Origin of the sequence: Alteromonas sp. D210916BOD_24, from assembly GCF_047159385.1 — a bacterium.
Taxonomy (GTDB): domain Bacteria; phylum Pseudomonadota; class Gammaproteobacteria; order Enterobacterales; family Alteromonadaceae; genus Alteromonas.
Genome location: NZ_AP038333.1, coordinates 3,585,657 through 3,600,970 on the forward strand (window position 1 = coordinate 3,585,657; position 15,314 = coordinate 3,600,970).

A 15,314-nucleotide genomic window follows, 5' to 3' on the forward strand; every position below is an offset into this window, starting at 1 on the left:
AACAGACCTTCATGTGACTTTGTAATTTGGGAACAAATCGTATGAACAGCCCCAAAACAAAAATTGTATGGGGCTAAATGGACTTGTTATGACGCTAACTCTTTTATTTTTTCTTTAGAAAATAACTGATATAAGCTTGGTACAATAAATAACGTGAGTAATGTTGCTGTAATTAAGCCACCAACAATTACGCTAGCAAGTGGTCGTTGAATTTCAGAGCCGACACCATTAGACATTAACATAGGTATTAGACCTAACGCTGATGTGATTGCTGTCATTAGCACGGGGCGCAATCTTGATGTAGCACCATCAAATATTGCTTCTGCTGTCGTAAGCCCATCTTTTATTCGTTGATTAATGCTTTCGACCATTACTACACCATTAAGCACCGCCACACCAAATAAGGTAATAAAGCCAACAGAGCTTGGAACTGATAGGTACTGCCCCGAAATATACAGTGAAAATACACCGCCAATAACAGCTAGTGGAACATTAAGTAAGATCAGCATCGCTTGTCCTACTGAACCAAATGCAAAATAAAGGAGTAATGCGATTAAAGCCAATGACAACGGTACGACAATAGAAAGGCGCTGTTGCGCTCGCTGCTGACTTTCGAATTGCCCACCAATTGATACCGAATAACCTGCTGGCAATTCTACCTCAGAGGCTATCTTTGCTTGAATATCTTCAACCACACTGCCCATGTCTCGGCCTTGGACGTTGGCTTGAATAACCACCCGACGCTGTACATCATCTCGCCTAACCTGTGGAGGGCCAGACTCAAAAGATACAGAAGCTACATCGCCAATGCGTACCCAAGCCCCTGTAGGAGATTGCAGTCTAATATCGGCTATTGCTTCACTATTAGCTCTAAATTCTTCATCTAGGCGCACGTATATATCATAACGTTCGTTACCATTAATAATTTGTCCTGCCTCAACACCACCAATACCGTCTTGAACCACTTCCATGACATCACCAACGGATAAACCATATCGAGAAAGCTCAAGTCTATTAGGAGCGATAACAAGTTGTGCTTCACCTGCAATCTGCTCAAGTGCAACGTCCTTTGCGCCATCAATTGACTTAATCTCAGTTTCAATTTCTCGCCCTTTATTTGCTAGCACCTGTAAATCAGAGCCAAATAATTTAATGGCAAGTTGTGCTTTAACCCCCGATAACAACTCATCTACACGAGTGGCAATAGGCTGAGAGAAATTTAGTAACAGTCCCGGAAATTCTTCTAATGAACGCTCCATTTTATCTTGCAGCTCATAACGATTAGAGGCGCTTGTCCACTCCGAAACAGGCTTGAGGCCAATATAAATTTCTATGTTGTTCACAGGCTCTGGATCGCCGCCAATTTCTGCTCGGCCAATTCGGCTTAATGCGTAAGTCACTTCTGGGTAAGCCATTAGCTTTTCTTCTAATATAGGAGCAACCGAGAGCGCTGTTTCCAAACTTGAAGATGGGGCTAGTGTCACCCTTAGGTTAATCGTTCCTTCTTCTAACTCTGGCACGAACTCAGTTCCAATTTGTGGAATAATTGCCGCTGCCGAAGCGATGAGTGCTAATGACATGAAAACAACAAACTTGGTTTGCTTCAATGCGATTTTCAATAACTTTCGATACAAAATATCAATAGGTTTTAAAATCAAACTTTCTCTTTCTTTCACCCCTCTATTAAACATAAAAGTGGCAAGTGCAGGAACAATAAATAAAGCAACTACAATAGCTGACATCACAGCTAACATAATGCTGATAGCCATTGGTTGAAACAGCTTTGCTTCAACACCTTCGAAACTAAACAGTGGTGTAAAAACAACCAGAATAATCGAAGCAGCGAAAAAAACAGGGCGAGCAACTTCTTTTCCTGCTTCTTTTAGCCTTAAATCAACGCCCGTTACGTCACTTTCAACATCATGAGGATCGGTATCGGTTGTTGGCAGGCGCTTCAGAGCTTCATTAAAATGCGTCGGATCGGGGCGGTTTAAATGTTTAAACATATTTTCAACCATAACAACTGAGCCATCGACTAACATGCCAATAGCTACCGCTATACCGCCAAGCGACATCAAGTTGGCTGAAATACCTAACCAAGCCATCACCATTAATGCAATACCAATGGAAATTGGAATTGAGATAAGCACTAGAAATGTAGCTCTTAAATTCATTAAAAATAAGGCGAGTACAATAGTGATAAAAATAAAAGCTAAAGTAAGGGCTTCAACAACCGTTGCTACCGCTTTTTCAATCAAGTCAGCTTGGTCATAAAAAGGCTCAAATCGCACACCTTCTGGTAATGCCTGATTGATAAGCTTTGTTCTAGCATTAATACCATCTATCGTCGCTTTGGTATTTGACCCCATGCGTTTTAATACAATGCCAGAGACCACTTCACTTAAGTTCTCAACATTGCCATTGTCCGTTTTGCGGGTCATAGTGACAGCACCTTGCCTGATCTCAGCACCAAGCTCTACGTTGGCGACATCCGAAACAGTAACAACTACACCATTAAGTGTTTTAACAGGCACCTGTTGAATATTCTCAATACCTTTTTCACCACTTTCGAACCAACCAGTACCACGAATAACAAGCTGTTCTTGGCCGCGATTCATGTACCAGCCACCGACATTGGCGTTGTTATTTTCAAGTGCGGATACCACGTCCTCTTGGGTTAACTCGTAGGATAGTAATTTGGACGGGTCGACATTAACTTGATATTGGCGAACGTTACCACCGAATGACAGCACATCTGTAACACCGTCTACAGGCATTATTAGTAGTTTAATGATCCAGTCATTCAGACTTCTAAGCGCCATTGAGTCATACTTGCTTGTGTCGTCTGATATCAGCAAATATTGAAATACTTGCCCTAAACCAGAAGTGTTTGGCCCCATCTCTGGTGTCCCAACCCCAGCAGGTATTAGTTCCTTTGCAGCTTGTAAGCGTTCAAATACCAATTGCCTAGCAAAATATATATCCGTGCCTTCTTTAAAGACTACAGTGACACCCGACAAACCTGTTTTTGAAATAGAGCGCACTTGTTCTACATCTGGTAATGCGTACATCACAGCTTCAATTGGATATGTGATAAGTTGCTCTACTTCTTCTGCGGCTAAACCTGGTGCTTCGGTATTAACAGCCACTTGTACGTTTGTAACGTCTGGGAACGCATCCAAATTCAACTTAGGTATGGTAATAACAGCACTTGCTATCAATGCAAGTAGTGCGATCAGCACGAGCAATCTATTGTTAATAGACCAATCAATAATTCGATTAAACATAACTGGTCTCCTTAATGATTGTGCGGGTCAAAGCCGCCCTTAGCTATCTCAGAGGCGACAAAAAAAGCACCACGGGTAACGACTTTCGTTCCAGATTCAAGGCCGAAAACTTCTCGGTATTCACCAAAAGACCGACCTCGTGTTACTTCGACTGCTTTAAATTTATTTGGATGGTCTTCAATAAACACAGTCCAATCACCATCACTGCTTCTAATCAACGCTTCTTCTGATACTGCAATGACTTCGCTGTTCGATTCGAATTGAAAATAGACTTTCACAAACATACCTGAATGAAGCTTATGTCCAGTATTAGTGACCGACAGTCTCACTATTCGGGTTCGTGTAATGGGATCGATAGTATGAGCTTCTTGAATGACGTTGGCTTGGTATTTAATACCATTTAAATTAATTAAGGCCGGACTGCCTAACGCTAAATTTAACTCTTTGTTAGGGGGAACATTTGCTTCTACCCAAAGGTCGTTTTCATCGGCGAGTAACATAATGGTTTCACCCGCTTCAATGCGCTGACCTTGCATGAAGTCATCTTGCAGTACAACACCGTCCCGCTCAGCTATAAGCACGTATTGCCCAAACGTAGCGCTATCTTGTTGGGCTATTTTGTCAATCGCCTGCTTTGTTAAGCCAAAAGCTACTAACTTTCCATAAACACCTTTATAGATGTTTTCTGCTTCAACAAGCGTACGTTCGCTTATGTTGTTACTTCCTAGCTTTTTCGCTCGCTTCCAATTAGAAGAGGCTATTAAAAAATCTGCTTGAGTTTGAGCCATTGTTTCGCTGAACAAGGTAACTAATTTTTCTCCAGACTTTACGTGGTCTCCCAAGCTCGCATGGCGATTAATAACCACTGAATCCGTGCGAGGTGAAACAAGATAGCTCTTATAGCCATTGGCTTTGACTTCTCCTGGTGCGTAAACCGTGTTCAAGTATTTCTTTGGAAAAACAGCATCTACTTCAATGCCTGCTAATTCAATTTTTTGTGCACTTAAAGAAATCCCTTCTTTATGCTCCTCCTCTTTGACGAGGCTCTCAGTTTTATGTTCTTCACCCTCTGCATGATCATGTTCATCAGTAGCTTTCTTGATAGGCTTTTCATGTTCATGCGAATGTTCATCGTGTTGTTTGTTATTTTGACTTTTATCAGCCTGTGTTGTGTTTATTGAAAACACAGCAATAATGACTACTAACGCTACGCCAGTAGTTCGAAAAATATTATTCATAATGACTCTTAACTTTTATTAAACCAAATTGTGTTTGCGCAAAAACGCACTGTATGGAGTAAAAAGTTAAGCGATAGGTGGACGATAGAGCCTAGTTGAAATACCCAAAGGCAATAAAGTTATTTTGTTGAAGTTATGTGAGTGATTTAAAGACAGGTTTGGTGTAAACGCTTTAACTAAAATCCAACTGGTATGATTGCCACTACAGTGTCCGCAATGGTGGCAATCTTTCATATCATGTTCGTTATCACTATCTAACTGAGGAGAATAATCTGTTTTGTGGTCATGAATGGTTTGTAGATGTTCAACGTCTAACTGATGAGATTCCATGCTTGCAGATACAGCAACAAACGATTGCAAAACAATCGATATAATCAGCAGTATTTTTAAAGCAATGTTAATATTCAATATTCTATTCTCTTCGTTAGACGTTGGTAATGTAACAAATTTATGCGTACAAATCTAAGCTAGTTAACAAGTGTAAATGTTACTCATCTCTGCAAACTTCATTGGGAAATTCAAACTCAATGGTGGTATGCGACAAATCAAAACCGCTTAAGTCCTCAGAAATTAGCTGCTTGAGTGATTGTAACTTAGGTACATCGTACGGAGCATTCAAAACAAGGTGCGCCGTTAGCACATGACTTTCACCATCTAAAGACCAATAGTGTAAGTGATGCACTTCTTTTACTTCATGTTTCGAAAGTAAGGCTTCAGTTATCTTTGCTTGTATTTCTTTATCAGGTGACGCTTGTAAGAATAATGCTAACGTAGACCTTAAGTTTTTTAGGACGTTAAACAGAATAAAGAGGGTAAAAGCGATAGATAACAACGGATCTAAAATAGGCCAATCCACAAACATCAAGATAATTGATACGATAAGGACGGCAACCCAGCCAAGGACATCCTCTAATAGATGCCATGTTAATACCTTTTCGTTTAATGTGGTTCCAGCCTTAAGTTTATATACGGCATAACCATTTAGTGTAACACCAAGTAATGCCAATCCTAGCATTCCCTCTACCATTGGCATTTCTGGGTTAGATAATCGAGGAATTGCCTCAACTAAAATAAAGATAGAGCCAGCAATTAAAACTACACTATTTATTAAGGCACCAAACAGTGACAAGCGCTTATAACCGTAACTGTAAGTCGAAGATGCTTGTTTATCTGAAAAGTAGCTCAACAACCAAGCAAAACCGATGGATATGCTGTCACCTAAATCATGAACTGCGTCAGCCATGATTGCCGTACTATTGGTTAGCCAGCCGCCGATGAATTCAATGATGGTAAAAGTAACATTTAGAAAAAATGTCCAACCAATGCGCTCATTTTTATCGTGTGAGTGGTGGTGACTATGATTGTGGCTGTGCATTTTTACCTCTACTTTGGTTACTAGCATTTCTCAGGCGATTAATATTCATATTGATAAGATGACGAATCACCGACTGATATAACCAGCGCTTTACGCCTGACAAATTAGTGCCTTTCTCGCTATAAAATTCATCTGGCGAGTTGTATAAACCAAAGTCATCATGAATGCCTTCCTTTTGAATGTATGTATCCTTTCCTGTCCAATCAGTCTGAGGGTTCTCCAAACAGGTGGTCGCGATACCATATCCACAGAAATTACCTTTATCTTGACTGAACTTAGCTTGAACGGAGCTTAGATAATCATGGTCGAGGATAAAACCTTCTAAGTTGATCCACTCACCATCAAAGAAAACTTCAACCCAACTATGGATAATATATTTAGGTGCAAGCCAAAATACGTAAGTGGGTATAGCTCCTTTTTGGAGCTGTTGATCAATCGTGAAACCATGAAATCGACACTGAATACCGAGCGCCCGTAGTAGAGCCATTAACAAGTTACCCTTGGTATTACACTGACCATAGCCATCAGCCAAAACTTCACTTGCTGCAATATCATCACTGCGGTTATATCCGAACTGAATTTCGTCTTTAACAAAAGAGTAAGCAGCACCTATCTTGTTGTAATCATCTAAAGCTTGCCAATTTCGCTCGGCTATTAGCGATTGGATGGTGTGATCATCAAAATCCAATATTTGTGTTTTCTCTAAATAATTAGCGCTCATTATCAATCTCCTTTAAGAACATGATTTTGATTTACGTCCACTACAGCTATTGTTTTCGCTTGTTGACTCTACCTTGCTCAGCTCTTCCTTCGCGTCACTAATAATTAGGTAAGCCCCTCTTAAAATTAGGGTTGCAATCACACTACCGATGACAATGTCAGGCCAGCGAGAATCAAGCAGCATCACCAACACACCAGCAGTAATAACACCCATATTTGCGATCACATCGTTGGCTGAAAATATCCAGCTTGCACGCATATGCACTTCGCCATTGTTATGCTTTCTTATTAAAACTAAACAAATGACGTTTGCTATTAATGCTACAAAACCAAAGCCGATCATGAACCAAGAGTGAGGCTCACCTTCTCCGAGTATTCTTCTTACTATGTCAGAGATTATCAGTATTCCGAGTGTTACCTGAAAGTAACCGCTAATCAGAGCAGCATTGGCTTTATGCTTAAGAGTTCTGCTTACGGCGTACAAAGCAATGCCATAGACAATGGCATCAGCAAGCATATCCATTGAGTCTGCTATCAATGCAGTCGAATTTGCATATAAACCGACGGAAATCTCAACTAAGAACATAAAGGCATTGATACCGAGCAACCAGTAAAGCACATGCTTTTGTTCTGAATCATTTAATTCGACTTCGCAACCACAACCGCTCATATTTCAAACTCCTATTAGCTTGTATAGTTAAATCATAGACTCTATAGTTGCTATAGGGTCAAGCTAAAATTGAATTAATATGAAAATAGGCCAACTAGCCAAGGTATCTGGCTGTTCAATACAAACGATTAGGTATTACGAAAAAGAAGGGTTACTGAATCCACCTAACCGTAGTGAAGGGAATTTTCGGCTATATGATGAAAAAGCTCTGAAAGAATTAGAGTTTGTTAAACACTGTCGAAGTCTTGATATTCCGTTGTCAGATATTAAGACCCTGCTTGACCTCAAGAACAAACCTGAAGAAAGTTGCTCTTCAATCAATAACCTAATTGCAAACCAGCTCGATTTAGTTAACAAGCGGATTCAAGAGTTAAGAGCATTAAAATCCGAGCTTCAAATAATGAAGAAAGCCTGCTCCTCAGACAATACAGTTGAAAGGTGCGGTATTATTAAATCGCTAGAGGTGTAATTGAAAACTTCAATGTCTGCTGATCGCTCAAAACTGACCGTCAGACCTCATCTGAAATAAATCATTTTTCACTGTGAACTTTATTCGAGTCATCAAATTTGCCTTGAATGCGTAACCAGAAATCGAATGGCATACCTGTAACTTGCTCTAGGCTCTTTGCGAAACCTATATCAACACTCACTTTCTCATTCAAAAAATTGTTAAAATGTTCATTAGATATACCTAGATCACCTATGACGTCTTGAATACTCGCCTCCTTTTGCGTTGACTTAGACAAATACAATTGCTCAAAATACCGTGCAGGGTGCAATGCTTCTTTGTTTTGAGGGACTTTGACGAAACCACGATTCATTTGCACATCAATATTTTCTGGGACAATTACTAATGCATCAATATCTAGCCGCTTATTTTTAACGTCATTTTCAGACCCATCATTGAATGAAATCTGGTCAATATTTTGCAACTTATTAATGCTTCTACGTCTTGATGCAGTTCTATCAACACCAGGAGTCCTAAGCTGCGCTTTTTTAAATGGGTTTTCACGCTGAGTTTTTTGATGTTTCATATCTAACCTACGATGAATTTAACGTTCGCCTATGACAGTCAAGTAAATCAAACCTTATCTATAAAGGCTTTGGGATTGCTTAAAATATACGGCAGTAACTTAACGGTATTCCTCGCATCATCAAGGGCGCGATGGTGATTACCTTCATATTCACACTGACATAACTCCAACGCTCGACTTAGGCCAACAGGCTTTTTCAATTTGTTAACTACTTTAAACGCCTTTTTTAGATTAAAAACAGTGTCGGGCGAAAAATGTTGTAAATTGTGGAATTCACAATCAATATTTATTTGAACTAGATCGTAACTTCCCCAAGTTGCAAATAGTACTTTTGAGGTCTTTGGGTACCAATGCAAAAAATCTGAAAAAACAGTTTTAAAATCGTCTGAATTATCTAATTCTGATTGAGTTATTCCAGTTAATTGACTACAGAAATTGCTGATTTCAGGGTTTCTTTGTGGCTTTACTAAAGCACTAAACTCGTCAATGATTTCTAAGGATTTTATATCGACAACGACTGCGCCGAGCTCGATTATTTCCCTCTCATTTGGCGGAATGCTTCCATCTATACTGCATGTATGCTCTATATCCAGAATCATCATATGGTCATGTGATTGCAGCATAAAATCTGGCTTAAAATCGTTATATTCAATACCCATTGCACCCCCTATAAAATTTTTGTTTATGCATGTATTCCTACAACCAAGTTGCTTTGGGAAAGATTTCCTTTACTAACAATTGCACACTACTGATTAATGCTCTTTCACTAGCGGCCTGACGGCTCAACGAAAGACTTACTTTACCCTCGCCGTCATGACCAACTAAGGCGTCATCGAATCCGATTTCATATAGCTTGTCGTCAATTTCGTCCATTGATAGTGCCGGTTCGCCAACACTAAATCTTAATTCAACTTCGAATACATCCACGTTTAGCACCTCACTACAAAATACATTCAATAAATTCTCTAGCTTGCGCAGTAATCCGCTCATCGCTTAAACCTGACTCACGAAGAAGTCGCCAAGCAGGGGGCTTGTTTGGGCTATATCTCGATAGTGTTCGAGTAAGCCGACGAATTTGGTATTCCGTAGTGTCTTCGGCATATCGCTCCAGAAATGTGGCAGTTAATGGTAATTTGGCTAACTTTTTCTCGACTGTGGCCGAGTGTTCTAATTGATGAATGAACCACAAGGCTGAACGTCTAGGACTATCTAAGTCAGCCTCTGAATCATACAGAATCCGATACATTGCACGAACGACATGCCAATCCCTTGCACGCCAGTCGACTCGGTTATTTTCATACTGAATTGGCCGTTGATAATGGCTATTAGTCTTAAGTAACCACTTGTTATGGTAACGGTATAACCAAGTGTAGATAGCACCGCCACCGTTACTTCTGGCCAATTTGGTACCATAGCGTTTGACCAGGTTTAACCATTTAGATTTGTTAATATGAACGACTGAATCATCCAAAGGACTCATGTAGATATGTGTACTATTTGATATCTCTTCAGTTGAAGGCACTTGCTTCAAAATTGAGTCCATCGACCAAGTCCCTTCATAAACGGCATCTAGCAGTACCATATGCTCAAGAAATGAAAATGATTTTCTGTGTTTACGAATGATTGAATGCAGCCAGCTCGATTGTTTGTTTAACGGCCAGAGACACTCCTTTTTAAGCCAATTTATAGGCCACCGTGATACCACTTGTTCCATAACTTTATCAAAGCAAACGTATTGTCCTTTGCCATAGCCTTTTTCATGTAAAACACTCTGATAAAAATTAGTCCATTGATTAAATGATGGACTCGTCGCTGGTGCTAAGATAAGAAGCTCTGAAACATGCCTCTCTATCCGTGTTTGCTCTTCAATGTGAACACAATTCGCCTTGCTAATACTCAATTCTTTTTGAATTTTTAGCGTTTGAAACGCGTGCCTGTGTATCTTTTGAACTCGCTTATTAACACTACATAACGGGCTTTGATGTTTAATACAGACATGAATGCTCGGTATTTGATGAATACGGAGCCAGTATGCTTCTCCATGCTCATCAATTTGCTCCTTTGCACAAAAAGGGCAATAGCGCAGGAACTCGGGTTTATTTAATCTGGATGCGGCGCATCCAACAGTGAAATGAACATTACCATCACATTTTCGTTCCATCCACATTAGGCACTTTTGCCGCCTTTCTTCTTCGATAAATGGTGCATAAAGTGGTAGCAAGGTATGCCGATATGCCAAATCAGTTGGGGTTATAGGCTGGTATTCTAATTGATTCGAGAACAGTCCTAGCTGGGAAGGTAGGTCAGGAGTAACAATAAAATTACGATTTCTCAGCAAATATCCATTTGCAAATTTAGGACTGTGAATACCTAAACGGCGTTGTGCACGAGCTATAACGCTACAGACTAATTCGTCAGGCAGAGGATAAGGAATGTTTAACATATTGACCCTCTGCCACCACAATTTACTCTAAGAACTGCTGTTCGCGCATCATATCCATACACCATGTGGAATGAAGCAATTCGTCTAGTTCCTCGTTTTCCTCCTGCGTTAACTCCTTACGTCGATTTGCATTGCGTCCGGTATTTTTGGCTGGTTTGCTGTCTATACTAAAGAGCCATTCTTTAGCAGCGGTTACCATATCCGAAATCACCATATCTGGATGCTCAAGGAAAATTGCTAACACTGCTTTGCGAGCTAAATTCTTACCAATAGAGCTTTGTGTTAACATGTTAAACAGTAACGCTTTATGCTCCGCTCTCGGCGCACTGAAATAAGATAAGTTGCGCTTCCTTGCTTTCGTCTTACGAAATTCAATTAGCAACTCTTCCAACCCTGGCATCATTAAATCGTCATACTTAGCCATCAACTCTATGTCGTTACTGTGGATTGCCGTTGTCATAGGTTTTAGATGCTTCACCAATTTATCTGCAACCGCATCAAACATTTTCAGTGTCGTTTCATCCCTTTTTGCATACATTGCAGTCACTAGTGTTTCGGAGAATATGCGTGAGGCAAGCCCCATCAGTCCTCCACTAAGCTCAAGTAACTTAAGACTCTTCTCTTCGGTAAATGATTCTTTGTCGCTAAGAAGCTGTTTCTTCCAAAGATCTCTTGCAAAGTTATGCCAATTCTCAAGTGACGTGGCCTTCAATTGGCGCTGTTCATTCCACTCTAGTTTTAACGGATTCCACGAGTACACATCGAAATTAGCACTGTTACCAAGTTGGTCATTGTTAAAGAGAAGGTGCTCAAGTGCAGATGCTCTGCCGGCCAGAACCAATGGTACCTTGCATTCATTTAAGAGCTCAGTAACTGCCGGCATCACCTTGTTAATAAACTGACGCTTATCTATACAGTTAATCCCATCAATGACCAACATCCCCAAGAGGTTGACTTTCATAAGGGCTCTGACATGGTCTTTTAGTTTTCGGTCTCCCAGCAAAAGCAGAGACCGCTCTAATTGCTGGCTTTGAAGTACCGTCGCAAATTGTCGAATTAATGCTTGGTAAAAACTCTGGGGCGACGTGCAGGACGTCGCATCAAGTCTTATATAACATACCTGAGTGCTCTGGTGCTCTAGGTGTTCAACCCTTTGCGGAATTGCGTATAGAGCCCTTTCTAACGTACATGTAACACCATTCTGGGGATGTGAAAGTACCAATAAGTTTGGAATTGAGTGTCTATGGCTACTTTCATGACCCGAGTAGTATTTAATGGACTTAGTCGAATAACCTCTAGCAATCATGCTTAAAAGACGGCGTGTCAGGTCGACAAACTGCGCTGATGGGTGATAAAAGTCGGTCAAAACTAAGCGAATGAATTGCTCTCGATCTTGCAAGTCCATATCTGCCAAAGACTCAGCATTAGGCACGTGATGGATACGCGACTGCAATGAGTCCAAGATTGCTGCCCCAGTAAGTTTTGGTAACTTTTGGATAAGTGGGTTAGTTTCAATGTCAATTAACGCGCTTGGTAATTTTACAGGCGGATTACCAAACAAGTTACCTTGCTCAGTATTGTGAAAGATTTCATTCATAGCAGCTCCTTTGCTGAAGTTGTTCCAAAATATCAGGGTCTTCAAAGTCATCCGTTGACTCTGAAAGTGTGCATGGTTCGGTGTAAGTACCTCCTTGTTCGTCTGGTGACGTTATTAATGGATTCTTAGCCCGCTCAGCACGCAATGCCTCAGTTCGATTGTTTTCAATACCGCGTTTACGCTCGGTTTTTGACATACCTATAGGGGTTGAGTTTTTCTTGGCATCTCGTTGCGTTTTATTCGTTTCATCAAACAGGCGTTGAAGATTGCTAAGCGATCGATCTTCTGCGTCCTTAGTATCTTCATCTGTTTTAGCGCGAACAGCCTTACGAAGTTCAATCTCACGCAATGACTGTCCTCTCCACGATTCAGACTGTTCTGATAATTCAGCGACCAAGGGCTTATCGTTATACTCAGAAATAGCTATGTAGATTCGATCCATACAGCGTGGGTCGTAAGCTACAGTGAGCTTATTGGGGCGCTTGCTGGCACCTATACCCTTACGATGGAACCAACCTAGTTTTTCAAATGCTTTACAACGATACACAAGGCCACAAGCCTTCAATCCATAATTGGATAGAGTTGCTTCTTCTTTAGGTAACAAAGCCACCTTCAGCTCAACTTCATCAATTTGCTGCATATATCCAGTACAGTTTTCTTGACCCCAGCGCCAAATAGGTAAAGGTTTAAGTGGAACCTCATCGGGATATGTCGCAGGTAAATCTGTGCGCTTTAAATCTTCAAATTGATTATGATGAACAATAAGGGCGATTAGAATACGCTCAAAGGCAGCCAAACTCATGTTGGCATTTTCGACGTAATCAGAGTCACCTCGTTTTTTAACGTTGCTACCAATTACAACGCCATCAACTTGGCCTTTAAAGCCTCCCTGTATAATTCCAAAACGCCGCTCGCCAATCGATCTGAAAACAGCTTTGTAAGGGCCTGGTGTTTCAAGCGACATTCCATGCTGCACCTGTATGTATTCCAATTGATCTGCCATCAATTCACCGCGATCGGCAGCTATTGCCTCACAGAGCCCAACCGTTGGCCAGATGTCAGCTGTTACCCAGTCTAAACCTAAATCATGGGCTCGCTTAATTTTACTATCACTCATCGCCGATATCAGCGCCTGCATAGCAGCATGATAACTCGGCTCTTCAAAGCCAATGTAATAGCCAGCAATCATGCGAGAATAAGTGCACACAACCAAGTACAGTGTAGGACGACCCAAAACTCGCGAAGGGTCATAATCAGATGTCAAATAAATATCAACGATGGTCGCATCAAATTCATATCGAGAGCCTGGCCCATTCACATTTGCTATGGCTGTTGATGTGATTGGCTGCGCGTCATTATTCTGGACTTTTTTAGGAAGTCGGCTGAGCTGTGAATTCGTATCAGAATAATGCTTTCTAATGTAATTACGAAACTGCGCCTCACTGGGGATACGGCTGCCAGGTAAACAATGAGGTGGGTCAAACAGTATGGTCCGTACATGATCGTATACCTGAGGTATTGTCTTCGAATTGTCTAGATAATGAGCCTTGATAACAGACTTAACGACTTCCTCTACCTCATCTTGGATGATCGCTTTAGAATGTCGAATTCCGCCACTAGGGCGCCCAGTCTTGACTTTGTATCTGCGCTCAGCAACACCGGTTGCCTCATAATCGCCTAATAAGGCATTCTTAACACAGCCTCGCTCAAAATAACGTCGAAACCACTTGTAGATAAACTTTTCACCTCGACCAAACTCCTCCTTAGCTTCTGCAACTAATTTCCCCCTTACAACAGGGTCGTAAAAACTGTCGTGCTGAACGAGTGCTCGAATAACCTTAAATCTCCCATCCCGTTTTATTTCGGCTTCACTTTTAGGTTCAACAGGTTTTAATGCGAGTTGAGCAAACGGATCATCGACTTGGGTGATAATCTCTTCATTCAACAAATCAACGAAGGTGTCCTTACAATACAAGTAAGGCAACGACTTTTCAGGCTCATCAATATTAAACAACACTAGACGAACAGAAAGAACGGATACAACCCGCTGACGAGCGCCTTCAACTTCATACACTGCATTTTTGCGTAAAATCATGCCGCCTCCTTAAGCTCAAGAATGCGATGATCCAGAAAAATGTCATGGCCACGTAAGTAAGCAATCTTTTTACGCAAATCAAAGCGCAGATACTGTTTAGCAATGAGCTCTCGAATTTCCGTGAAACATGTGGCTGGTGCACTATAGTGAGGATCGTTTTCAGCTAGTTGGCTGTTCAAGCGAGTTGCTATATGTCCCAATAAATCATTTGGGTAGCGCTTAAACGCTTCTGCATAGTAATTCGCGAGATATATGAGTCTTTCATGAGGAGTAGTCCGCCAGAGTGGATTCAGCATCCAATTCAGGTTCTTTCTCACATCCCTAGGAAACATTTGGTCATGGAAAACATAAAATGGGACGTTTTTCGAATCCCAATACGCTTTCTCGATTATTAGTTTTCGCCTAGTGGCTTCATCTTGCTCAGCTTCCTCAAGCGGTTTTGCCTGAATAACGATACGAGGAACATGCCATCCAGCATAATCAATGAGTAAGTCACTGGTCATCACCATATCACCGTCTTGCGACAGAGGATGTGCAAAGTTTTTCTGATTGGCAATTGCACGAGTTTTTTCAGGGTCTAACGGAAATTGCTCGCGTATATCAACCACGTTGGGATGATGCTCAGCTAAGAGCGCTGGGAAAAACTCATTGAGTGAAAAGAGTTGTAGAACACGCCCTGCCTTTAAGCTGGGCATACGAACAGATAAGCCGTGCGATGGTACTTCACGCACATGCAACCATGGCTTGTAATCTTCATTACGGCCTTGCCCTCGACCTTCTTTAAACCACTTATCATACTTCCTTGTATTTTGAACATAGTTCGTCATCCGCTTTACCTCCAAATTTAAACGGAAA

14 protein-coding genes are annotated in these 15,314 nt (G+C 41.0%); 1 reads left to right on the forward strand and 13 read right to left on the reverse strand.

The window, feature by feature from the left end; translation table 11 throughout:
• Positions 1-86: 86 nt before the first annotated feature.
• The 6 genes from ACMCM8_RS15560 to ACMCM8_RS15585 all read right to left on the reverse strand — a co-directional run bounded on the left by ACMCM8_RS15560 (position 87) and on the right by ACMCM8_RS15585 (position 7,290).
• A complete protein-coding gene (locus tag ACMCM8_RS15560) occupies positions 87-3,287 on the reverse strand; it encodes an efflux RND transporter permease subunit (RefSeq protein WP_412723499.1) in 3,201 nt (1,066 codons plus the stop codon).
• Positions 3,288-3,298: 11 nt separating this feature from the next.
• Positions 3,299-4,525 (reverse strand): efflux RND transporter periplasmic adaptor subunit, encoded by a 1,227-nt coding sequence (locus tag ACMCM8_RS15565; protein ID WP_412723500.1) that lies wholly within the window; start codon positions 4,523-4,525, stop codon positions 3,299-3,301.
• A 66-nt stretch (positions 4,526-4,591) separates the two neighbouring features.
• Complete coding sequence (locus ACMCM8_RS15570; RefSeq protein WP_412723501.1) at positions 4,592-4,933, reverse strand: hypothetical protein; 342 nt, start codon at positions 4,931-4,933, stop codon at positions 4,592-4,594.
• Positions 4,934-5,012: 79 nt separating this feature from the next.
• Positions 5,013-5,900, reverse strand: coding sequence for a cation diffusion facilitator family transporter (locus ACMCM8_RS15575; protein ID WP_412727752.1), 888 nt, complete (start codon positions 5,898-5,900; stop codon positions 5,013-5,015).
• On the reverse strand, positions 5,881-6,621 hold the full coding sequence (locus tag ACMCM8_RS15580) for a transglutaminase-like domain-containing protein (protein WP_412723502.1): 741 nt from the start codon (positions 6,619-6,621) through the stop codon (positions 5,881-5,883). Before ACMCM8_RS15580 ends, ACMCM8_RS15575 begins: the two co-directional genes overlap by 20 nt.
• A 12-nt stretch (positions 6,622-6,633) precedes the next feature.
• On the reverse strand, positions 6,634-7,290 hold the full coding sequence (locus ACMCM8_RS15585) for a cation transporter (RefSeq protein ID WP_412723503.1): 657 nt from the start codon (positions 7,288-7,290) through the stop codon (positions 6,634-6,636).
• A gap of 79 nt (positions 7,291-7,369) precedes the next feature.
• On the opposite strand from ACMCM8_RS15585, the gene cadR reads away from it, so the two are divergent.
• Positions 7,370-7,759, forward strand: a complete 390-nt coding sequence (gene cadR / locus ACMCM8_RS15590) for a Cd(II)/Pb(II)-responsive transcriptional regulator (protein WP_412723504.1) — start codon at positions 7,370-7,372, stop codon at positions 7,757-7,759.
• Positions 7,760-7,820: 61 nt separating this feature from the next.
• Here the strand turns inward: cadR and ACMCM8_RS15595 are convergent, their stop codons facing one another.
• From ACMCM8_RS15595 to ACMCM8_RS15625, 7 genes are read right to left on the reverse strand one after another with little or no spacing between them, the layout of a single operon-like run.
• Complete coding sequence (locus tag ACMCM8_RS15595) at positions 7,821-8,324, reverse strand: helix-turn-helix transcriptional regulator (RefSeq protein WP_412723505.1); 504 nt, start codon at positions 8,322-8,324, stop codon at positions 7,821-7,823.
• A 47-nt stretch (positions 8,325-8,371) separates the two neighbouring features.
• Complete coding sequence (locus ACMCM8_RS15600; RefSeq protein WP_412723506.1) at positions 8,372-8,983, reverse strand: exonuclease domain-containing protein; 612 nt, start codon at positions 8,981-8,983, stop codon at positions 8,372-8,374.
• Between the two features lie 37 nt (positions 8,984-9,020).
• Positions 9,021-9,251 (reverse strand): hypothetical protein, encoded by a 231-nt coding sequence (locus ACMCM8_RS15605; RefSeq protein ID WP_412723507.1) that lies wholly within the window; start codon positions 9,249-9,251, stop codon positions 9,021-9,023.
• A gap of 13 nt (positions 9,252-9,264) precedes the next feature.
• Entirely contained in the window at positions 9,265-10,767 is a 1,503-nt protein-coding gene (locus ACMCM8_RS15610) for a TnsD family Tn7-like transposition protein (protein ID WP_412723508.1), read from the reverse strand.
• 22 nt (positions 10,768-10,789) lie between these two features.
• The gene (locus ACMCM8_RS15615; protein WP_412723509.1) at positions 10,790-12,364 is read right to left on the reverse strand and encodes a TniB family NTP-binding protein; all 1,575 of its coding nucleotides are present in this window, start codon (positions 12,362-12,364) and stop codon (positions 10,790-10,792) included.
• Positions 12,357-14,459: a Mu transposase C-terminal domain-containing protein gene (locus ACMCM8_RS15620; protein ID WP_412723510.1), complete on the reverse strand. Its 2,103-nt coding sequence runs from the start codon at positions 14,457-14,459 to the stop codon at positions 12,357-12,359. The genes ACMCM8_RS15615 and ACMCM8_RS15620 overlap by 8 nt, the downstream gene beginning before the upstream one ends.
• The gene (locus ACMCM8_RS15625; RefSeq protein ID WP_412723511.1) at positions 14,456-15,286 is read right to left on the reverse strand and encodes a TnsA endonuclease N-terminal domain-containing protein; all 831 of its coding nucleotides are present in this window, start codon (positions 15,284-15,286) and stop codon (positions 14,456-14,458) included. Before ACMCM8_RS15625 ends, ACMCM8_RS15620 begins: the two co-directional genes overlap by 4 nt.
• Positions 15,287-15,314: the final 28 nt, after the last annotated feature.